This is a genomic window from Natrinema sp. H-ect4, assembly GCF_041894845.1.
GTDB lineage: Archaea > Halobacteriota > Halobacteria > Halobacteriales > Natrialbaceae > Natrinema.
The window spans coordinates 98,791-117,613 of the sequence record NZ_JBHDYC010000004.1; the positions used below are offsets into that span (position 1 = coordinate 98,791).

General features: G+C 63.8%; 18 protein-coding genes, 1 tRNA gene and 1 pseudogene. 9 read left to right on the forward strand and 11 right to left on the reverse strand.

Annotated elements, in window-relative coordinates; genetic code table 11:
• The first annotated feature begins 64 nt into the window (after window positions 1-64).
• The 7 genes and pseudogenes from ACEWFR_RS07465 (at window position 65) to argS (ending at window position 6,716) form a co-directional block, all read left to right on the forward strand.
• On the forward strand, window positions 65-229 hold the full coding sequence (locus ACEWFR_RS07465) for a hypothetical protein (RefSeq protein WP_374060431.1): 165 nt from the start codon (window positions 65-67) through the stop codon (window positions 227-229).
• A gap of 125 nt (window positions 230-354) precedes the next feature.
• Window positions 355-1,191, forward strand: a complete 837-nt coding sequence (locus tag ACEWFR_RS07470; protein ID WP_374060432.1) for a proline dehydrogenase family protein — start codon at window positions 355-357, stop codon at window positions 1,189-1,191.
• A 119-nt stretch (window positions 1,192-1,310) separates the two neighbouring features.
• Window positions 1,311-2,270, forward strand: coding sequence for a succinylglutamate desuccinylase/aspartoacylase family protein (locus tag ACEWFR_RS07475; RefSeq protein ID WP_374060433.1), 960 nt, complete (start codon window positions 1,311-1,313; stop codon window positions 2,268-2,270).
• 2 nt (window positions 2,271-2,272) lie between these two features.
• A complete protein-coding gene (locus tag ACEWFR_RS07480) occupies window positions 2,273-3,430 on the forward strand; it encodes a threonine synthase (protein WP_374060434.1) in 1,158 nt (385 codons plus the stop codon).
• Window positions 3,431-3,455: 25 nt separating this feature from the next.
• Window positions 3,456-3,992: an NUDIX domain-containing protein gene (locus tag ACEWFR_RS07485; RefSeq protein WP_374060435.1), complete on the forward strand. Its 537-nt coding sequence runs from the start codon at window positions 3,456-3,458 to the stop codon at window positions 3,990-3,992.
• Between the two features lie 85 nt (window positions 3,993-4,077).
• A pseudogene (gene udk, locus ACEWFR_RS07490) lies at window positions 4,078-4,837 on the forward strand (uridine kinase).
• 100 nt (window positions 4,838-4,937) lie between these two features.
• Window positions 4,938-6,716, forward strand: a complete 1,779-nt coding sequence (argS, locus tag ACEWFR_RS07495) for an arginine--tRNA ligase (RefSeq protein ID WP_374060436.1) — start codon at window positions 4,938-4,940, stop codon at window positions 6,714-6,716.
• Window positions 6,717-6,801: 85 nt separating this feature from the next.
• Here argS and ACEWFR_RS07500 read toward each other — a convergent pair whose 3' ends face one another.
• Entirely contained in the window at window positions 6,802-7,353 is a 552-nt protein-coding gene (locus ACEWFR_RS07500; protein ID WP_374060437.1) for a hypothetical protein, read from the reverse strand.
• Window positions 7,354-7,667: 314 nt separating this feature from the next.
• The gene (gene minD / locus ACEWFR_RS07505; RefSeq protein ID WP_374060438.1) at window positions 7,668-8,720 is read right to left on the reverse strand and encodes a cell division ATPase MinD; all 1,053 of its coding nucleotides are present in this window, start codon (window positions 8,718-8,720) and stop codon (window positions 7,668-7,670) included.
• 253 nt (window positions 8,721-8,973) lie between these two features.
• Between minD and prf1 the strand changes: the two genes are divergently transcribed.
• The gene (gene prf1 / locus ACEWFR_RS07510; protein ID WP_374060439.1) at window positions 8,974-10,233 is read left to right on the forward strand and encodes a peptide chain release factor aRF-1; all 1,260 of its coding nucleotides are present in this window, start codon (window positions 8,974-8,976) and stop codon (window positions 10,231-10,233) included.
• Window positions 10,234-10,243: 10 nt separating this feature from the next.
• Here the strand turns inward: prf1 and ACEWFR_RS07515 are convergent, their stop codons facing one another.
• Window positions 10,244-10,696 carry a MaoC family dehydratase gene (locus tag ACEWFR_RS07515; protein WP_374060440.1) on the reverse strand — a complete coding sequence of 151 codons (453 nt, stop codon included), beginning with the start codon at window positions 10,694-10,696 and terminating at the stop codon, window positions 10,244-10,246.
• A 251-nt stretch (window positions 10,697-10,947) separates the two neighbouring features.
• On the opposite strand from ACEWFR_RS07515, the gene ACEWFR_RS07520 reads away from it, so the two are divergent.
• Window positions 10,948-11,877 carry an NAD-dependent epimerase/dehydratase family protein gene (locus tag ACEWFR_RS07520; RefSeq protein ID WP_374060441.1) on the forward strand — a complete coding sequence of 310 codons (930 nt, stop codon included), beginning with the start codon at window positions 10,948-10,950 and terminating at the stop codon, window positions 11,875-11,877.
• Window positions 11,878-11,986: 109 nt separating this feature from the next.
• Here the strand turns inward: ACEWFR_RS07520 and ACEWFR_RS07525 are convergent, their stop codons facing one another.
• The 8 genes from ACEWFR_RS07525 to ACEWFR_RS07560 all read right to left on the reverse strand — a co-directional run bounded on the left by ACEWFR_RS07525 (window position 11,987) and on the right by ACEWFR_RS07560 (window position 18,261).
• Window positions 11,987-12,688, reverse strand: coding sequence for an SOS response-associated peptidase (locus ACEWFR_RS07525; protein ID WP_374060442.1), 702 nt, complete (start codon window positions 12,686-12,688; stop codon window positions 11,987-11,989).
• 529 nt (window positions 12,689-13,217) lie between these two features.
• Window positions 13,218-13,775: a hypothetical protein gene (locus ACEWFR_RS07530; protein ID WP_374060443.1), complete on the reverse strand. Its 558-nt coding sequence runs from the start codon at window positions 13,773-13,775 to the stop codon at window positions 13,218-13,220.
• Between the two features lie 453 nt (window positions 13,776-14,228).
• Window positions 14,229-14,309: transfer RNA gene (locus ACEWFR_RS07535), tRNA-Ser, on the reverse strand.
• Between the two features lie 47 nt (window positions 14,310-14,356).
• Window positions 14,357-14,602 carry a hypothetical protein gene (locus ACEWFR_RS07540; RefSeq protein WP_374060444.1) on the reverse strand — a complete coding sequence of 82 codons (246 nt, stop codon included), beginning with the start codon at window positions 14,600-14,602 and terminating at the stop codon, window positions 14,357-14,359.
• A gap of 7 nt (window positions 14,603-14,609) precedes the next feature.
• Window positions 14,610-14,999 (reverse strand): Rid family detoxifying hydrolase, encoded by a 390-nt coding sequence (locus tag ACEWFR_RS07545; protein ID WP_374060445.1) that lies wholly within the window; start codon window positions 14,997-14,999, stop codon window positions 14,610-14,612.
• 139 nt (window positions 15,000-15,138) lie between these two features.
• Entirely contained in the window at window positions 15,139-16,350 is a 1,212-nt protein-coding gene (gene ilvA, locus ACEWFR_RS07550) for a threonine ammonia-lyase (RefSeq protein ID WP_374060446.1), read from the reverse strand.
• A gap of 255 nt (window positions 16,351-16,605) precedes the next feature.
• Window positions 16,606-17,019 carry a gamma-glutamylcyclotransferase gene (locus ACEWFR_RS07555; RefSeq protein WP_374060447.1) on the reverse strand — a complete coding sequence of 138 codons (414 nt, stop codon included), beginning with the start codon at window positions 17,017-17,019 and terminating at the stop codon, window positions 16,606-16,608.
• A 135-nt stretch (window positions 17,020-17,154) separates the two neighbouring features.
• Window positions 17,155-18,261 (reverse strand): acyltransferase, encoded by a 1,107-nt coding sequence (locus tag ACEWFR_RS07560; RefSeq protein WP_374060448.1) that lies wholly within the window; start codon window positions 18,259-18,261, stop codon window positions 17,155-17,157.
• Window positions 18,262-18,823 lie beyond the last annotated feature (562 nt).

An 18,823-nucleotide genomic window follows, 5' to 3' on the forward strand; every position in this document is an offset into this window, starting at 1 on the left:
GAACCGAGCCGTCGCTCCGAACGAGACGCGACCAGCAGGACGAATCACTCGAGAGCTGCGTATAATGGCCCCCGAGCAAGACGTTCGAACCGTTCGTATCGTGTGTGACGAGTGTAACTTTTCGACGGAAGTGACGAAGGACGGGGAAAAATCCGCGGAAGTGATTCGGGAACACGGTCGAGAAACGGGCCACAAACTCTCCGTCGATGAACCTGACGACGCCGCGTAGAGACGGGGAACGGATCGGCTCCCGTCGGAACGATGTCTCTCTCCCTCGAACGACCCATACAACCTCGTCGAAATGCGTCGAGAAACGGAGGAACACCCTTACGCGTCGCTACCAGACTCTCTACTATGATCCCGCCCATCGCGAACCGATTCGTCGCGGGGGACTCTCCTGCGGAAGCGCTCGAGCACGTCCGTCAACTCAACGAGCGCGACGTAAAGGCCATCGTCAATCTGCTTGGCGAACACTACGACGAGCGCGATCCCGTCGCGGCCGACGCCGCCGAGTACCGCCGACTCGTCGCCGATATCGCCGGCTCGAGGCTCGAGGCCTGCATTTCAGTCAAGCCATCGCAACTCGGCTTGGATATCGGCGAGGACGTCTTCCACTCCGAGCTCACGGCGATCGTCGACGCGGCGGCCGAGCGCGGCGTCTTCGTCTGGATCGACATGGAAGACCACACGACAACCGACGCGACCCTGGATGCGTTCGAGACGGTCGCTCGCGAGCAGGGAGGGGGCGTCGGTGTCTGCGTCCAGGCGAACCTCAGGCGGACTCGAGCGGACGTGCGCCGCCTCGCCGACGTTCCCGGGAAGGTCAGGTTCGTCAAGGGCGCGTACGATCCGCCGGCCGACGTCGCATACGCGGACGGGGAGCGGATCGATCAGGAGTACAGGACCCTGCTCGAGTACGCGTTCGACCACTACGACGGCGGGATCGCGGTGGGGAGTCACGATCCGGCGATGCTCGAGTACGCGACGGCGCTCCACGAGCGCTCCGGCACCGCGTTCGAGGTACAGATGCTGATGGGCGTCCGCGAGACCGCCCAGTACGAGTTGGCCGAGGAGTACGATGTCTGGCAGTACGTCCCCTACGGCGAGCGCTGGAAGTCCTACTTCTACCGTCGAGCTATGGAACGGCGGGAGAACCTCCGGTTCGCGCTCCGGGCTGTTCTCACCGGATGATCGACGCTCGAGTGCGCGTTCGTCCTGAAAATCGGTTGCGTCGCCGCCCTCACAGTGGGTGCCCGCCAATCGAGATCAAAGGATAGTCTAAAGGCGAACGGCTCCATCGTGAGGAACATATGACGACGACGCTCGGAACCGCGAGCGCGGGGCCCGGCGAGATGGATACGGGCCGTCTCGAGGTCGGCGAGACGCGAGACGGGAGCCCGTTCGGGCTCCCAGTCGCCGTACTCAACGGCGCGACTTCCGGAAACACGCTCTACGTACAGGCTGTCAGTGACGGCGACGAACTCAACGGCATCGGCGTGATCCAGCGCCTCGTGCCCCGGCTCGATCCCGCCGAACTCTCGGGCACGATCTTGATCGTCGGGATCGTCAACTACCACGCGTTTCAGGTGGCCGAACACCGTAACCCGATCGACGATACGAAGATGAACCGGGCCTATCCCGGCAACGAGAACGGAACCTCGAGCGAGCGGATCGCTGCCGCGACGTTCGACGTCGCGACCCGAGCGGACATGATCCTCGACCTTCACCAGGGGTCGACCAGCCGGATGCTCGACGAGGTCCGGGTCCGCTGTGGAACGCGACACCGCCTCTACGACGAGTGTCTCGAACTCGCGAGAGTCTTCGGTTGCGGGCACATCCTCGACCAGAAGGGACCGGATGGCCAGTTGGCCCGCACCGCGCCGAACGAAGGGATCCCGACCGTCGACCCCGAACTCGGCGGTGCCGTCGGCTGGGACGAAGAGAGCATTCGGAAGGGGGTCGAGGGCGTCTTCAACGTCCTTCGGTACTACGGCTACCTCGAGGAGGACGCGGACGTGGAGCGCCAGGTGCGTGCCAGCGGCTTCGAGCAGTACGGCGCTCCCGGCGGCGGCCTCGTCGACCTCCAAAAGAAGTTGGGCGAACGGGTCGCAAGCGGCGAGACGCTGTTCGAGGTGACGACGCCGTTCGGCGAGCCGAAGTCGACCGTCACCGCCAACAGCAACGGCATCCTCTGGCGGATCCGTCGCCTCCCGCAGGTCGCGACCGGCGAATACGTCTGCTCGGTCGGAACCGACATCGACACCATCTAACCATGCCAGCCGAGCTCACATGTCCCGACTGTGGCACTCGCTACGACGCCGGCCCCGACGAACCGTGGCGCTGTGCGTGTGGCCGCGGCCTCGAGTTCACCGAACGACCCCACCCGAACGGCGATCCGCTCCCGCTGCACAGTTTGGACACGAGCGAGGGGCTGTGGACCTTCTTCGAGTTCCTCCCGATCGAGCAGCACGTCACGTTCTACGAGGGGTTCACGCCGATGGTCGACGCCCCCGAGTGGGACGCACAGTTCAAACTCGAGTACGTGTTTCCGACGGGGTCGTTCAAGGACCGCGGCGCGACGACGACCCTCTCGCGGGCGGTCGAACTCGGCGTCGAGAAGGTCATCGAGGACTCCTCCGGGAACGCGGGTGCATCGATCGCGACCTACGCGGCCCGCGCGGGCCTCGAGGCGGACATCTACGTTCCGGCGGACGTCAAACAGTCGAAGCTGATGGCGATCCAGCGGGCCGACGCGCGCCCCGTTCGTATCGAGGGAACGCGAGAAGACGTCACCGCGGCCTGCCTCAGGGCCGTCGAAGGCCGCTCGAACGGTGATGCCGTCTCGGCCGGCGACAGCGACGCACCCCACCAGACTGGCGAGGGATGGTACGCCAGCCACGCGTGGAACCCCGCGTTCTACGCCGGAACCATGACGTTCGCGTTCGAGGTGGCCGCCCAGCAGGGATGGACCGTTCCCGACGCCGTCGTCCTTCCCATCGGCCACGGGACGCTCTTCCTCGGTGCGTACCGCGGCTTCAGCCTGCTGAACGAGGCCGGAATCGTCGACGGAATGCCCCGCCTACTCGGGGCGCAGGCGGCCGGCTACGCACCCATCGTCGCGGCACTCGGCGGCGACACGACCGACGAGGACGGCGACGGGACGACTATCGCCGATGGGATTCAGATCACCGAACCGGCCCGCGGCACCGAGATCCTCGAGGCGATCGAGGAGACTAACGGTGACGTAATCGCGATCGGTGGGGACCGGATCGAGACCGCGCTGGACCGACTCCACCGCAACGGATTCTACGTGGAGCCAACCTGTGCGGTCGCCCCGGCGGCCCTCGAGCAGTACCGCGAGGCCGGCGTGCTCGACGACGACGCGGACGTCGTCGTTCCGCTGACGGGAAGCGGACTGAAAACCCTTTGACCGTTCGGTTCCGAGACCCCCGTAGATGGTCAGTCGACCGCCGACGTTCTGTCCCGATTGCGGAACCCGTCTCGAGTCGACCACGTTCGACGATCGCGAGCGCATGCGGTGTTCGACCTGCGAGGCGATCGTCTGGCACAACCCGGTTCCCTGTGCCGGCGTCGCTGTCGTCGACCGATCCGGTCCGGAGCCCACCGTCCTCTGCGTCGAGCGCGGCGTCCCCCCGGGCGTCGGCGAATGGACGATCCCCGGCGGCCACGTGGAGATCGGCGAGGAACCCGCAGAGGCAGCCGCCCGCGAACTCGCAGAGGAGACCGGCATCGTCGTCGATACCGATGACCTCGAGATCCTCGCTGCATCGGCGATGCCGCCCCGGGAGGGCAAACACGTCGTGACGGTCCACTACGTGGCCGATCGGGTCGACGCCGAGGGGGTGCCGGCGGCCGGCAGCGACGCCACGGACGCCCGGTTCTGGACGCCGAGCGAGTTCGACGCCTCGAGCGAGAGCTTTCGCCCGGTCCACGAGGAGCGGTTCCGCGAGGCCGCCGCCCCGTTCGAGTGAGCGCTGGCACTCGGGGAAGGATTCCGTCGAATCGAGGCGACGCGGGATCAAGGGATTCATTAGCGGACCGATCCAGATCCGGACGATGAGCACACCGTCGTTCGCCATGGGAATCGCCGGCGACACGGGAGCCGGAAAAACGACGGTCGCACGCACGGTCGCCGAAACCGTCGGCGAGGCGGTCACGCGGATCCCGATCGACAACTATAGTCGCCACTGCAAGTCACTGCACACCTGATCGCACGACGGCTGTGCGATCAGTGTGTAAATCGTTGCAGTTGTTACTATACTATGAAGATCTCTCGCACCTCGCGCTCGAGGAACGTCGGGGAGTCAACTACGATCATCCCGCCGCGTTCGAGTGGGAACTGCTCCGGGAGCAACTCGAGACCCTGCTGTCGGGTCAGTCGATCGAAATGCCCCAGTACGACTTCGAGGTGCACAACCGCACCGACGAGCGCGTCACCGTCGAGCCCTCCGAGATCATCGTCCTCGAGGGGATCCTCGCGCTCCACGATGAGGAAATCCGCGATTTCCTCGACCTGCGGGTATACATGCTGACCGACGCGGACGTCCGCATTCTGCGCCGGATCGAACGCGACGTCATCGAGCGCGGGCGCGACCTCGAGGGCGTCATCGATCAGTCCCTCGAGACGGTCAAACCGATGCACGAGCGATTCGTCGCGCCGACGAAGAAACGGGCCGACGTGATCATTCCCGAGGGCGCGAACCGGATGGCGATCGACCTCCTAATCGAGAAGGTCCAGGCCGAACTCCCGGACGGCTCGAGACGACTCGACATCTCCGACCGCGAGCTGTCGTTCAACGATCGAACGGTAGACTGACCGCGTTCCCGTTCCGGTTCCCGGTCGGCTCGGCTCGGCGAGGCGACGCGCCGAGACAGAACCCGACATTCCTTTACTCGAGCCCTGAATACGGGCGGGTATGTTCCTCTCCCTACGCGCGGAGGTCGAAGACGCCCTCGAGGGGGCGCTCTCGACGCTGGACTTTCCCACGGACGATCTGGGGATCGAAGAGCCGCCGGACGACGTCGAGAGCGTCCTCGCCTCGAGCGTGGCGTTTCGACTGGCCGGCGAGGCCGGCGCACCGCCGCCGCAGGTCGCCGGACAGGTCGCCGACGAGATCGACGCCGACGACCTGACCTACGTTTCGGCCGTGCAGACGCAGGGTCCCTACCTCAACTTCCTGCCGAGCGACGCCTACTTCGCCGAGACGCTCGAGACGGCGACCGGCGACACCTACGGTAATCTGCCGGATCGCGAGGAGTCGGTCGTCGTCGAGCACACCAGCGCGAACCCGACCGGACCGGTCCACGTCGGCCGCGCCCGGAACCCGATCATCGGCGACGCCGTCTGTAATCTGCTCGAGTACGCCGGCTACGACGTCGACCGCCACTACTACGTCAACGACGCCGGCCGGCAGATGGCCGTCTTCGCCTGGGCCTACGAGACGTTCGACGAGGACGACCTCGAGGACGAGCCCGAGCGCGACCGCATCGAGTACGACCTCGTGCGCTACTACCGCAAGGGGAACGCCTACCTCGAGAACGCGTCCGACGCGGAAGTCGAAGCGGCCGAAGCCGAGATCGAGTCGATCATGCAGGGCCTCGAGGCGGGCGACGACGAGGCCTACGAGCGAGTCAGCGAGGTCGTCGATCAGGTGCTCGGCGGCATGACGGAGTGTCTCGCGCGCCTGCCGGCCGAGTTCGACGAGTTCGTCAAGGAGACGCGGTTCATGCGAAACGGCGCGACCGACGACCTCGTCGCCCGGCTCAAGGAACTCGACGAATCGGTCTATGAGGAAGACGCCTGGCAGCTCGAGCTCGAGGACCACGGCATCGACAAGAACCTCGTCTTCCTGCGCGCGGACGGCACCTCGCTCTATGCGACCCGGGACCTGGCCCACCACGAGTGGAAGTTCGACGAGTACGACCGCGCGGTGACGGTGCTGGGCGAGGACCACAAGCTACAGGCGAAGCAGGTTCGGACGACCCTCGAGTTACTGGGCAACGAGACCGACCAGCTCCGACAGGTGCTCTACTCGTACGTCAACCTTCCCGAGGGGAAGATGAGCACGCGACGGGGCACCGGCGTCGATCTGGACGACCTGCTCGACGAGGCGATCGACCGCGCCCGCGGGGAGGTCGAGGACCGCCTCGACGACCGCATCCGCGACGACGATCTGGACGATGAGGATATCGAGCGCATCGCCCATCAGGTCGGGATCGGCGCAGTCCGCTACGACATCGTCTCCAAGCAACCGACGAAGGCGATCACGTTCGAGTGGGACCGCGCGCTGGACTTCGAGGCCCAGTCTGCGCCCTACGTCCAGTACGTTCACGCGCGCTGTTGTGGTATCCTCGAGGAAGCGGGAATCGATCCCGAGACCGGCATGGCCGACGTCGAGACCGCCGTCGACGCCGATCTGCTCGAGACCGAGGCCGAACGGGACCTCCTCGAGACGATCGCGCGGTTCCCGGCGGTCGTCGACGAGGCTGCCGACGACCTCGAGCCCCACCAGATTGCGACCTACACTCGCGAGTTCGCCGACCGATTCAACGGCTTCTACCGGGAGTGTCCAGTGCTGGCCGACGACGTCGATCCCGAGATTCGCGAGGCGCGACTCGCGCTGGTCGCCGCCTCGAAACACGCGGTCGCCAACGCGCTGTCGATTCTGGGTGTGGCCGCACCGCGCTCGATGTAGGATCGCGATTCGGCGATACGCACAGCTCTGCGGTCAGTCGGGTTCCGAAAGAACGAGAGGTCACCGGGCGATCACAACAGGACCGCTACTGCATCTCGTCGACGGTATCGAGGACACGATCGACGAGTTCGTCTTCGTCTATCTCGTCGTTTATGAACGCGAGCGCCCACTGCACGTCGACGTAGAACGACAGCACCTTGGCTCCGTCCTTCTCGAGCACCCAGGTGACGCTGTTGATCGCGGCCGCGAACGCCTCCGGGTCGGAGATCGCGCGAGTGATGTCGTCGGCGAGCGACTCGATCTCGGCCATCAGGACGTCCGGGTCGGTGGTCGTCGTCGTCGCGACGATATCGACTTGGTCGCCGTCTTTGTTGACGTCCTTGATCGAGACCTTCTCGCTGTCGATCTTCAGCTTGTCCGGATCGAGACCGGGGACGTCGGGTTTGTCGGTGCCGTCGGTGTCGTCAGACCCGTCGCTTCCGTCGCTTCCGTCGCTTCCGTCGCTTCCGTCATCTCCGAGTGACTCGTCGTTGTCGTCGTTCGGGTCGGACTCGTCGCCGGTTTCGTCGCTCGAACAACCCGCGAGCATGGTTGCGAGTGCTGCGCCACTGCCGAGGAGGATTTTTCGTCGCTCCATGGGCGAGGCATCGAGAACCGCCATGATTAGTAATCAGTTCGTTACTATCTCGGACGCTGAAATGCCGCCGTTTCGACTCGATGATGGACGGAAAGCGGCTCGTAGCGGTTCTCTACATCGATACCGACGACAATACCGACCGGTCAGACGCCACATAATTCATTGCATGCTGTCGGAGTATCACTATTCCACCCCCCGCCGACAGAATCCCGCCCGATCGGCAAAACGGCGGGATGAATAGTGGGTTCGAGCGGGGATCAACGGTTCAGGCGGTGCCTACCGCCGGAAACCGTGTGCACGACGGGGGCGATCGTTCATCTTGGGTCCGATTCAGCTTCCGTGATCGCACTCGAGACGTCGTCGTGTGCCGCCTCGCGCTCGCCGGTATCGCCCGCATCGTCACCGCCGTCCGCATCGCCACCGCCGCTCGCATCGTCATCGCCGCCCGCATCGTCATCGCCGCCCGCATCGTCATCGCCGCCCGCATCGTCATCGCCGCCCGCATCGTCATCGCCGCCCGCATCGTCATCGCCGCCCGCATCGTCATCGCCGCCCGCATCGCCACCACCGTCCGCGTTCGGTTCGGCCGCCGGTCGTTCGGCGTCGGTGGACGCGGCATCCCCGTCACCGTCGCGGTCGGGCTCCGGGATGTCGATCTCGATCCCGGTCAGATCGGCCGCGAGGCGGCGGTACGCGACGGCGGCGGGCCCGTCGGGCTCGAAGACGACCAGCGGCGTCCCGGCGTAGACGCTGTCACGAGCCGCGGGATCCTCGGGAATCGTCCCAAGGAGGGGCACCTCGAGGCGGTCGGCAAGTTCGTCGTGGGAGACGTCGCCGTCCGGCCGGGTGCGAGTGAGGACGAGGCCGGCAACCTCGCCGCCCGCGCGGTCGGTCAGCTCGATCGTCTTTTTCGTGTCGTGAACGGCCGCGGGTTCGGGCGTCGAGACGAGGATGACGGCATCGGCCAGTCCCAGGGGGAGGACGGTCTCGTGGCTGATGCCGGCCCCGACGTCGAGAAAGACGTAATCGAACTGGGATCGCAGTTCCTCGACGACATCGTGCAGCCCCTCGGGAGAGGTTTCGGCGTACTCGTCGAGGCTGGTTCCGCTCGGGACGGCGACGATGTTGTCCGCGAGTCGGTAGGTGGCGTCGTCGATCGATACAGCTCCGGCTAACACGTCGTGAAGGGTGGTCGAGTCGGGGGTGAGGCTGACGAATCCGGCGAGATTCGCCATGCCGAGATCGACGTCGACGATGGCGACGCGCTGGCCGGCCTCTGCGAGGGCCGTACCGAGGTTGACCGTCGTCGTCGTCTTCCCGACGCCGCCTTTCCCGCTCGCGATGGCGTAGACCGTCTCATGAGACATACTCGGATACTGTCCGGACCCTAGAACGGCACCACCTTAAATCGTGACCACACCTCCCGCGTCGTTACAGCGGGGAATCACGTCAGCGACAGTGTCCCGCGCGTTCCGCTTTGACTCAGTTACTGACCCACGTCGACGGGGTCTGTGACGACCACTCGCAGGCGGCCAGTACTCTCGCCATCGCTCGGGAAGCGATCCCACGTCGGCAGGTGTGTCAAAGGATTCTTACCCACAGCCCGGTTTTATACGTGTAATGAGCCAGGAGGGCGAGCAGGAGCACTCGGACCGGAAAAAGTACGAGTTCCGGAAGGTCATCGAGGACCTCAAGGACTACGACGGTTCCGGCACGCAGCTCGTGACGATCTACATTCCCGACGACAGACAGATCAGTGACGTCGTCCAGCACGTCACGCAGGAACACAGCGAAGCGGCCAACATCAAGTCCAAGCAGACCCGAACGGCCGTCCAGGACGCGCTGACGAGCATCAAAGACCGACTCCGCTACTTCGACACCTTTCCACCGGACAACGGCATCGTGCTCTTCTCCGGTGCCGTCGACTCCGGCGGCGGTCGCACCGATATGGTCACGAAAGTCCTCGAGAGCCCGCCCCAGCCCATCGAGTCCTTCCGCTATCACTGCGACTCGGACTTCCTGACCGAGCCGCTCGAGGAGATGCTCGCCGACAAGGGCCTCTACGGTCTGATCGTCCTCGACCGCCGCGAGGCCAACGTGGGTTGGCTGAAAGGCAAGCGCATCGAACCGGTCAAATCCGCCTCCTCGCTGGTCCCCGGCAAGCAGCGAAAGGGTGGCCAGTCCGCCCAGCGATTCGCCCGCCTGCGCCTCGAGGCAATCGACAACTTCTACCAGGAGGTCGCGGGGATGGCCAACGACCTGTTCGTCCCCAAGCGTCACGAGATCGACGGCATCCTCGTCGGCGGTCCCTCGCCCACCAAAGACGAATTCCTCGACGGCGACTACCTTCACCACGAACTGCAGGACTCCGTTCTGGGCAAGTTCGACGTGGCCTACACCGACGAATCCGGCCTGAAGGACCTCGTCGACAACGCCGAAGACGCGCTCGCCGACGCCGAGGTGATGAAGGACAAGAAGGTGATGGAGGAGTTCTTCAAGGAACTCAACGCCGGCGACCTCGCGACCTACGGCTTCGAGCCGACCCGGCGGAACCTGATGATGGGGTCGGTCGACCGCCTCCTGATCAGCGAGGACCTCCGGAAGGACGTGATCACCTACGACTGTCCCGACTGTGGCACCACCGAGCGCGAGGTCGTCGACCGCCGGAAGTCGACGCCGACTCACTCCTGTACCGAGTGTGGCACCGAGGTCGAGGCGACCGACGAGGACCGCGAGGACGCCATCGACCACCTCATCGATATCGCCGAACAGCGCGGCACCGAGACCAAGTTCATCTCGACGGACTTCGAGAAGGGCGAACAGCTCCTCAACGCCTTCGGCGGCTTCGCCGGGATCCTGCGGTACTCGACCGGCGTGTAAACTGTCCCATCTACTCGCTGCTGTGCTCTCGTCGCTCGATCATCCCGGTGACGGTGTAGGAGAGGACGATCTCATCGGTTTGATTCACCACCTCGATATCGTTCTCTACATATCCGCGGCGTGGCTCACTCTCTGAGCGGCGTTTGCCTGCGACCGTTGCCCGAACGGACAGTGTATCGCCCGGCCTGACCGGCCGTCGCCACCGGAGTTCATCAGCCCCGCGGCCACCCATTCCGGCGTTCTCTTGGAGATAATTATCGACCAGCATTCGCATCGATATCGCGGCGGTGTGCCACCCCGATGCGACTAACTCACCGAACGCAGACTCCGTTGCAGCGTCTTCGTCGGTGTGAAACGGCTGTGGATCGTACTGTTCGGCGAACTCGACGATCTCCTCCTTCGTGACGTGGTATTCACCGAACGCTCTGGTCGTTCCGACCTTGATATCCTCGAAGTAACGCATCACCAGTGAAAACGAAGGTCGCTGCAAAAAGAATAGCGACGGACGGGCACCGTTATCGTCGGTCTCTTCGAAACCGGCCGAGTATCCTCGCTGTCCTCGAGCCGCGTGCCCTGTCCGTCGAGCGCTGGCTTCACCAGCACGCACGGAACGCGGGGCTCGTCCGACGAAACGGCCACGCCGATCGCTGCACACGAAGGCGGTACCTGGAGCGAAACACAACTACTTACCTCCCAGTCAGTGAATCACTGGTCATGTCACTCTCGAGCCGAAACATACTCGTCACGGGCGGGGCCGGCTTCATCGGCTCCCACCTCACCGAGCGCCTCCTCGCGGACGGCGCCGATGTCCTCGCTGTCGACGACTGCTCGAACGGCGACCGCGACCGCGTCCCCGACGACGCCGAGTTCCTCGAGGCCGATCTCACCGACCCCGACGCGCTTTCCGGCCACCTCGAGGACGTCGACCTCGTCTTCCACCTCGCGGCGTCGAAACACGTCGACACGGACCGCCCCCACGGCCAGTTCGACGACAACACGCGGATGACCCGCAACATTCTCGAGGCGATGGCCGACGCCGACGTGACCGAGATTGCCTACACCTCCTCCTCGACGGTCTACGGCGAGGCCCCGCGGCCGACGCCCGAGGACTACGCGCCTCTCGAGCCGATCAGCGCCTACGGAGCGAGTAAGCTGGCCGACGAGGGGTTACTCTCGGCGCGGGCCCACAGTCACGACCTCACCGTCTGGAACGTCCGCTTCGCGAACGTCGTCGGGCCGCGCCTCCGCGGGGCGGTGATCCCGGATTTCATCGAGAAGCTACAGGACGACCCCGAGCACTTGACGATTCTCGGCGACGGCCGACAGGAGAAGTCCTACCTCCATCTCGAGGACTGTCTCGACGCGATCTGTCACACCGTCGAACACGCCGACGACGCCATGAATACGTACAATTTGGGCACGCGCACGACAACCTCGGTCGACCGGATCGCGACCATCGTCGCCGAGGAACTGGGGGCCGATCCCGAACGCGAGTACACCGGCGGCGAACGCGGCTGGACCGGCGACGTGCCGAAGATGCGGCTCTCGATCGAGAAGCTGTCGGCGCTGGGCTGGGAGCCCCGACTCTCGAGCGACGAGGCAGTCCGACGGTCGACGCGCGAGATCATCGACGAACTGAGCTGAGAAGGACTCCTGCGACTGTTGTCTGCCGTGAAAACCCCCTCCCGACCCTCCGGAATCGGGGTGCTACGGGCTGGTATCGTCTGAACTGATCTGTGACCGAATCGACTGACTACGCGGACTCGAGCGGGTCGACCAGCGACGGCTCGTCCGTCGACGGATCGTTCACCGCAGTCGACACCGGGTACGCCCGCATCCCGTCGGCCGGAGACGGCTCGAGCAGTTCCCGCGGATCCTCGCCTGCCAGCCACCGCCGCTCGGCGGCGGGATCGAGGATCACCGCCATCCGGTGATGGAGGTCCGCGACGAGGTCGTTCGGCTCGGTCGTAATAACCGTGAACGTCTCGAGCGGACCAGCCTCGGTTTCGTCGTCGACGCCGCCGCCAAACGCGCCGAGCCCCGTCTGTGTCGTTTCCGGTTCCCAGCGCTCCCAGAGGCCGGCCATCGCGAACACCCGGTCGTCCGCGAAGGTGATGCGATGGGGCTGCGTCCCGTCGTCCGTCTCGACCCACTCGTAGAAGCCGTCCGCGGGAACCAGACATCTCCGTCGCTCGTATGCCGCCTGGAAACTCGGCTTCTCGTCGACGGACTCCGCCCGCGCGTTGATCAGCCCGCCGCTATCGTCGTCGGCCCACGAGGGAACCAGCCCCCACTCGAGGCGCTGAATCGTCTCCGGCTCCTCGTTCGTGATCACCGGTAGCTCCTGACCGGGAGCCATATTGTATCGGGGGGTAAAACTCGAGTCCCGAAACCGGGCGTCGAATCGGGTCTCGAGGTCGTCCCCATCGACGACGAGCGTGTAGCGACCGCACATACTCGATCGTCGACTCGCGAGACCAAAGGGTTGTCCGGTCACTGCCGCTGTGACAGTGCAGTAGCGATCGGACCAGTCGTTCACTGTCGCTCGGCGCCGCGAAATATCAGTCCGGAAGACGTCCGCTCACAGTAGTATGAAGCGCTTACCCCGATTCGGGCGGCCGGTACGGGCCCCGTTACGATATCCGATCCCGATGGAGTCGACAGCGGGGTCAGCATGACGGATCAATACGAAATGGTGGTGTGTCAGAGCGGCAATCTGGAACTCAGAGATCCGGATGACCCCGACTGCTGGATCGCGACCGATTCGCCGATCGAACTCGAGCGGTAACGCGCTCTCCCCGTACCCCTACCCTTCCAAACCGTGTGATCGCCCGCTCGAGAGAGTATCTCGCTCGTTCTCCAGTACGGAATCGTACGTCACTCGCGGCTCGAGACCCTCTCAGACGGTCTGCTGTCACTGTGTCTCGACGCACCTGCTTGAGACGGGTTGCGGGAACGCCGGACCTGACTAGCAGTCGTCCGTCTCAGTCGGTTTCGTTGCCAGAGATCGCGACGGTTCCGTTCGCGGTCTGGTCCTCGTTGAGCGTTACCTCGACCGTGTACTCGCCCGGTTCGGCGGGGTTGTCCACCGCGGGATACTCCGCGACGATCACGTCGCCGGCCTCGAGCGTGTACTCCGTGTCCAGTTCAACGGTGAACGAGTAGTCGTTGTTGTTCACGCCGCTCACGTGCGTCTCGTTGAACGTTCGATCGGCCGTGCCGTCACCGGTCGTATCGGCACCGAGCAGGATATCCCCGTGCTGAGCGCTATCGACGGTGAAGTTCTCGCGCGGATAGGTCACTGTGAGCGACTCCCACTCGCTTCCGGCGACCGACTCGTTCGCCTCGATTCGAATCGACTGATTGGCGTCCGTCGCATTGGTCATCGGATCGTCGGAATCGACAGTGCTATTGTCGTCGCTCGAGGGGTCGAGCGGTTCCTCGTCGTCCGAGGAGGGATCGGTCGTTTCACCGCCGAGCCCCGAACAGCCGGCAATCGATACGAGTACCGCCAGCGTCACGACGAGCAGTATTCGTCGCATCTGTCGGTCGGTCACGGCAGCACACGTGAAAGTCTTCTGGTGTCGAATGTCGATCGGACTCCACCTGTGACGGACCCCCGGGACCACGAGGTGTCGATTCACGGTCACGACGAAGCGGATTGCAACCACGTCGGAACGCAGATTCGAGTGGTGACGAAACGAGGACTGCACTTCGTTCTGTCGCATGCGACTCGCGTGTTCAAATCCCCTCGTTGGGTATCTGTCGCTCACGACGTTGTTCGCGACAGAATATACTGTCACTGTAACGGTTACACGAATTCACCGTACCAGCACGGTGAATTTGTTCACTGACTTACAGAGACAGTATACGCCAGGACAGGGATTTGAACCACGGTCGGACGTGCTCGCTCGCTTCGCTCGCTGTGCGCGACCTCCCTGATTCAAATCCCCTCGTTGGGTATCTGTCGCTCACGACGTTGTTCGCGACAGAAACGCCAGGACAGGGATTTGAACCCTGAATCCCAAAGGGAACACGCTTTCCAGGCGTGCGCCTTACCATTCGGCCATCCTGGCTCAGGTCATCCTAACCGCGTCCGTTGTTTAACTGTTACGAGACGCAGTCACTCGTCGTCGCGATGCGCCGCCCGCGCGGCGAGTCGCGGCTCGAGCAGGTACGCTCCGACCCCCGCTCCGAGGCCGACCAGCGCTCCGATCGCCAGCGCCTGTGCGATCGTGACGATCGGTTCGGCGAGCAGGGCGTAGCCCTGGACGAGCACCAGGAACGACAGGAGCCCGACCAGCCCCCAGAGAAACGCGGACTTGGCTCGCGGATCGATCCCCATCGTCCCGGACGGATAGCCACTCACGCCGGATTCACTCGGCTTCCTCGACGGATGCGATAGCTTCGATTTCGACGCCGACGCCTTTCGGCAGCGCGGCGACCTCGACGGCACTGCGGGCCGGCGGCTGGTCGTCGAAGTAGTCGGCGTAGGCCTCGTTCATCGCCTCGAAGTCGTCGATGTCCTCGAGGAAGACGGTCACTTTGAGGATGTCTTCGGAGGACGCTCCCGCTTCATCGAGGACGGCATCGAGGTTGTAGAGTGCCTGATCGGTCTGGTTCTCGATGGGCTCACCGTCGAGCAGGTCACCGTCTGCCGTCATTGGAATCTGACCGGCGGTGAACACCAGCGAGCCGTCGCTGGTCGCCTGACTGTAGGCACCGACCGCGGCCGGCGCGTCGTCGGTTTCGATGATACGTTTCATGCTCACAGTCTCGCACCGAGATGGCTTAAAAGCGGGCGAAGTCCCCGTCCCCGTTCCGGTCTCTGCGACGACGATACGCGACACGGGAAAGCGTTCAGTCGGCACTTGTAGAAACAAGGCGATCCAGCCGTGATGCCGGTCAGGCGAGCACGTCGACCTCGTACCCCGCGTCCCGAAGCGCGGACAGGAACTCGTCGACGTGGTCGGGACCGCGCATCTCGAGTTCGAGTTCGACTTCGGTGTCGCTCATCTCGACGTTACGGGAGGTGTGGTCGTGGTGGATAGCGTAGATGTTCACGCGCTGTTCGGTGAAGATGTCCAGCAGGTCGTCGAGCGCGCCGGGACGGTCTTTCAGGACGGTTTTGATCTTCAGATAGCGCCCGGTCTCGACCAGTCCGCGGACGATGACGTTGGCGAGCGTGTTGAGGTCGATGTTCCCGCCGCAGAGCGCAGGGACGATGACCTCGTCCTCGGCGTAGTCGAACTTCTCGAACAGCACCGCCGCGAGCGGGACCGCGCCAGCGCCCTCGACGAGGGTCTTCGAACGCTCGAGCAGGTAGACCAGCGCGACGGCGATCTCGGGATCGGAGACGGTGACGACCTCGTCGACGTACTCCCGAATGTAGGGAAACGTCTGCTCGCCGATACTGCGGGTCGCGATCCCGTCCGCGATCGTGTCGACCTCGTCGATCGAGACACGCTCGCCCTTTGCGAGGGACGCGGCGGCGCTCGAGGCGCCGTCGGCCTGCACCCCGATCACGCGAACATCGGGCTGTTGCTCCTTGATCGCGACCGCGATACCGCTGATGAGACCGCCGCCGCCGATCGGAACGACGACCGTCTCGACCTCGGGACAGTCTTCGAGGATCTCGAGACCGATCGTCCCCTGGCCGGCCATGATGTATTCGTCGTCGAACGCGTGGACGTAGGTCCGGTCCTCCTCGCGCTCGAGTTCGTGGGCGCGTTCGGCGGCCTCGTTGTAGTCCCGCCCGGAGAGGACGACCTCCGCGCCGTAGCTCTTCGTCGCCTTCACCTTCGAGATCGGCGCGTGTTCGGGCATGACGATCTTCGAGTCGACGCCCGATCGCGTGGCCGCGAGCGCGACCCCCTGTGCGTGGTTGCCCGCGCTGGCCGTCACAACGCCCGCTTCCTTCTGGGCCGCCGAGAGCGTCGCGATTCGGTTCGTCGCGCCGCGAATCTTGAACGCGCCCGTTCGCTGGAAGTTCTCCAGTTTCAGGCGGATATCGGCTCCGGTCATCGACGAATAGGTGTGCGAGTGCTCGAGGGGCGTGTGTCGAGATGTCTCTCGTACCCGCTCGCGCGCCTCGAGAATATCCGAGTGTTCGAGCATACGCCCGTCTACTCGGGACGAGGTGTAAGGATTACTGTCGGGGACCGGGGGAGCCGTGTCGGGCCCGCCGCCGTCACCCAAACAGGGATGTGCTGCAACAGAGCAGCACGACAGGGAATACAGGGAATGCACGGCGTGTGACGTGCGACTGGAAAAGGGGACCCGGAGTATATAAATCTCATGCACCCGCGGCGAAAGTGAAACCGGCAGACGGGAGCGGGATAGCTGGCCCGTCAGACGGAGGACAGACGGACGTCATTCGTGATTGCGTACCACAGCATCGCTCCGTGAAACGTGCGTTCGAACGCGGTCGCGGAGCGCCCCCTCCCCCGGCCACGTCGCGTCGACACCGAGTTGGTCCGGCTCACCGACGTACACCCAGCACCGCTCGCTGGCGGTGCCGGCCGCGCCGGTCACCGGCACCGCGACGCGGACGTACAGCTCGGCCTCGACGCCCTCGTACCGGTCGAGTCGCTCGAGGCCCGCATCGTCGACCGCGAGCAGTCGTCCGTCGACGCTGCCGCCGGGAACGAGCGTGGGGTATCGGCCGTCGACTCGGTGGAGCCCCTCGAGCGTTGCGCGACCGACGAACTCGGAGTCGGCGTCGTCCCCGAGGACGGTCGCGACTCGGTCCCCTTCGGTCAGCGTTCCATAAACGAAAACGACCATATCGATTGTTGTGGCTCGTGCGACTTGCGCGTACCGGCGTTCGATCGATTCCGACACGCCAGTCTCGGGGCGATCACACCGCAGCAAAGCGGAACCCCGCAGATAGCGCGGATGGAACAGTACGGGGGTCGAGCGCTATCTATCTTGTATCCAGTCTCCTCTCGGCAGGGAAAACCCACCGACTGGAACGGGTCTCAGTTTCGAAACGGACAGATAGAGGAGCAAGGCCCCAAAGAAGGTTGCAGGCGTCAACACGAGGTGCCAGCTGATCGTGTTTTGGATCTCGTAACCGCTCGCACTGAGCGCCTCAGCTCCTTTCTGGAGAACGTATAACACGGGCGGATGTGCAACGTAAATACCGACGGCATAATTCCGTCCCCACGACGGTACCGCAGTGGACGTTCCGAGATCGGGTCGAGAGAGGAGGAAGACGAACAGCGAGACGGCAACCAGCGCAGTTCCGACCGTATAACTCGACCAATAGACGCCCTCCGCAACGGTGCTTTCAGTGATGACGTAGCCCAGTACGTATCGTTCACCGATATGGAGTGCGCCAAAGAGGATGGTCAATCCCAGATAGAGCGTGCTTCGATCGGTGTCCGGCTGCCAGTCGTACGAGTAGATGGCGTAGCCGAGGCTCGTGTAGAAGAACCCGAAGAACAGTCCGTCTCTGACCGCGAACGGGATATCCACGAACATCGTATAGCTCGAGCCGAGCAGTCCAACGAGATGAAAGCCGAGCGAAATCGGCAACAGATACGCGCCCAGACCGTGATTCGTACAGAGATAGATGAACAGGTACGAAAAGAGTAGCGCCGGGAAGAACCACAGTATCTCGGAGACGGACGTCCCGTAGTAAATGAGTTCGACCGGTGATACGAACGCGGTCAGCCCGTGGACGACGCTGGTTACGATATCGCGATTTTCGACGCTGGCCTGGACGGCCGTTCCCGCGAGGAAAACCGGAAACGTGAGCAGTAGCCCGAACAAATAGAGCGAAGAGATCCTGGATACTCGCTTGCGGAACTGGGTAGTCGGATCGCTACGAGCGATCTGGAGGGCGAAGAAATACCCAGACGCCATGAAGAAGAACGGGACTGCGAACCGCGCGGTAGATTCGAGCAGGAAGTTAGCGAGATTACCGTACGTCCCGAGGCCCTCGAACGGATTCGTGTGTATGACGACGACGCCGACCATCGCAACGATTCGCGTTGCGTCGATACTGGAGATGCGTTCAGACATTATTCGGGCTCTGATCCGTTCCGTTCGTGATTTCTCGATTCGGGTGAACGGTCCGCTGATCCGCGGAAGCGTTCAGTACGAACCCCGGTTTGCCGCAGTTTCGCGTCTGCGGACCCGAATACAGCGAGTACGCTGCTACGCCGGACGAGGTCCGGAGGAGAGACGGCCTCTCACTCTCAATTCGTCCTCTCATACGGCTCGTCAGACCGTGTACAAGCTGAATAAGGACAGTCACCGTTTACACGCTACCCACGGATTTGCCCGAATTACAATCAGTTAGACTGTGTTTAGCGTCAGACTATCATCCCAACCGATCAAACCGAATGCCGTCTCGAGATTGCGTTCCCACGGGTAGCGATAGCTGACGGAGAAAACTACCGATTCGGTTGCTACGATCGAGACGCAGTTGCGCGTCGAGTAACCATCCTCGGAATCGAGCGGATCAAGATGGCTTCCGCAGACGACGAGCATCCGGACCGTTTCGGATTCGAGACCTTGCTCGTGCCGTTTAGGTAATAATTCCTGAAATTCTTTTTCGAAGACTACACAAAACACTTATACA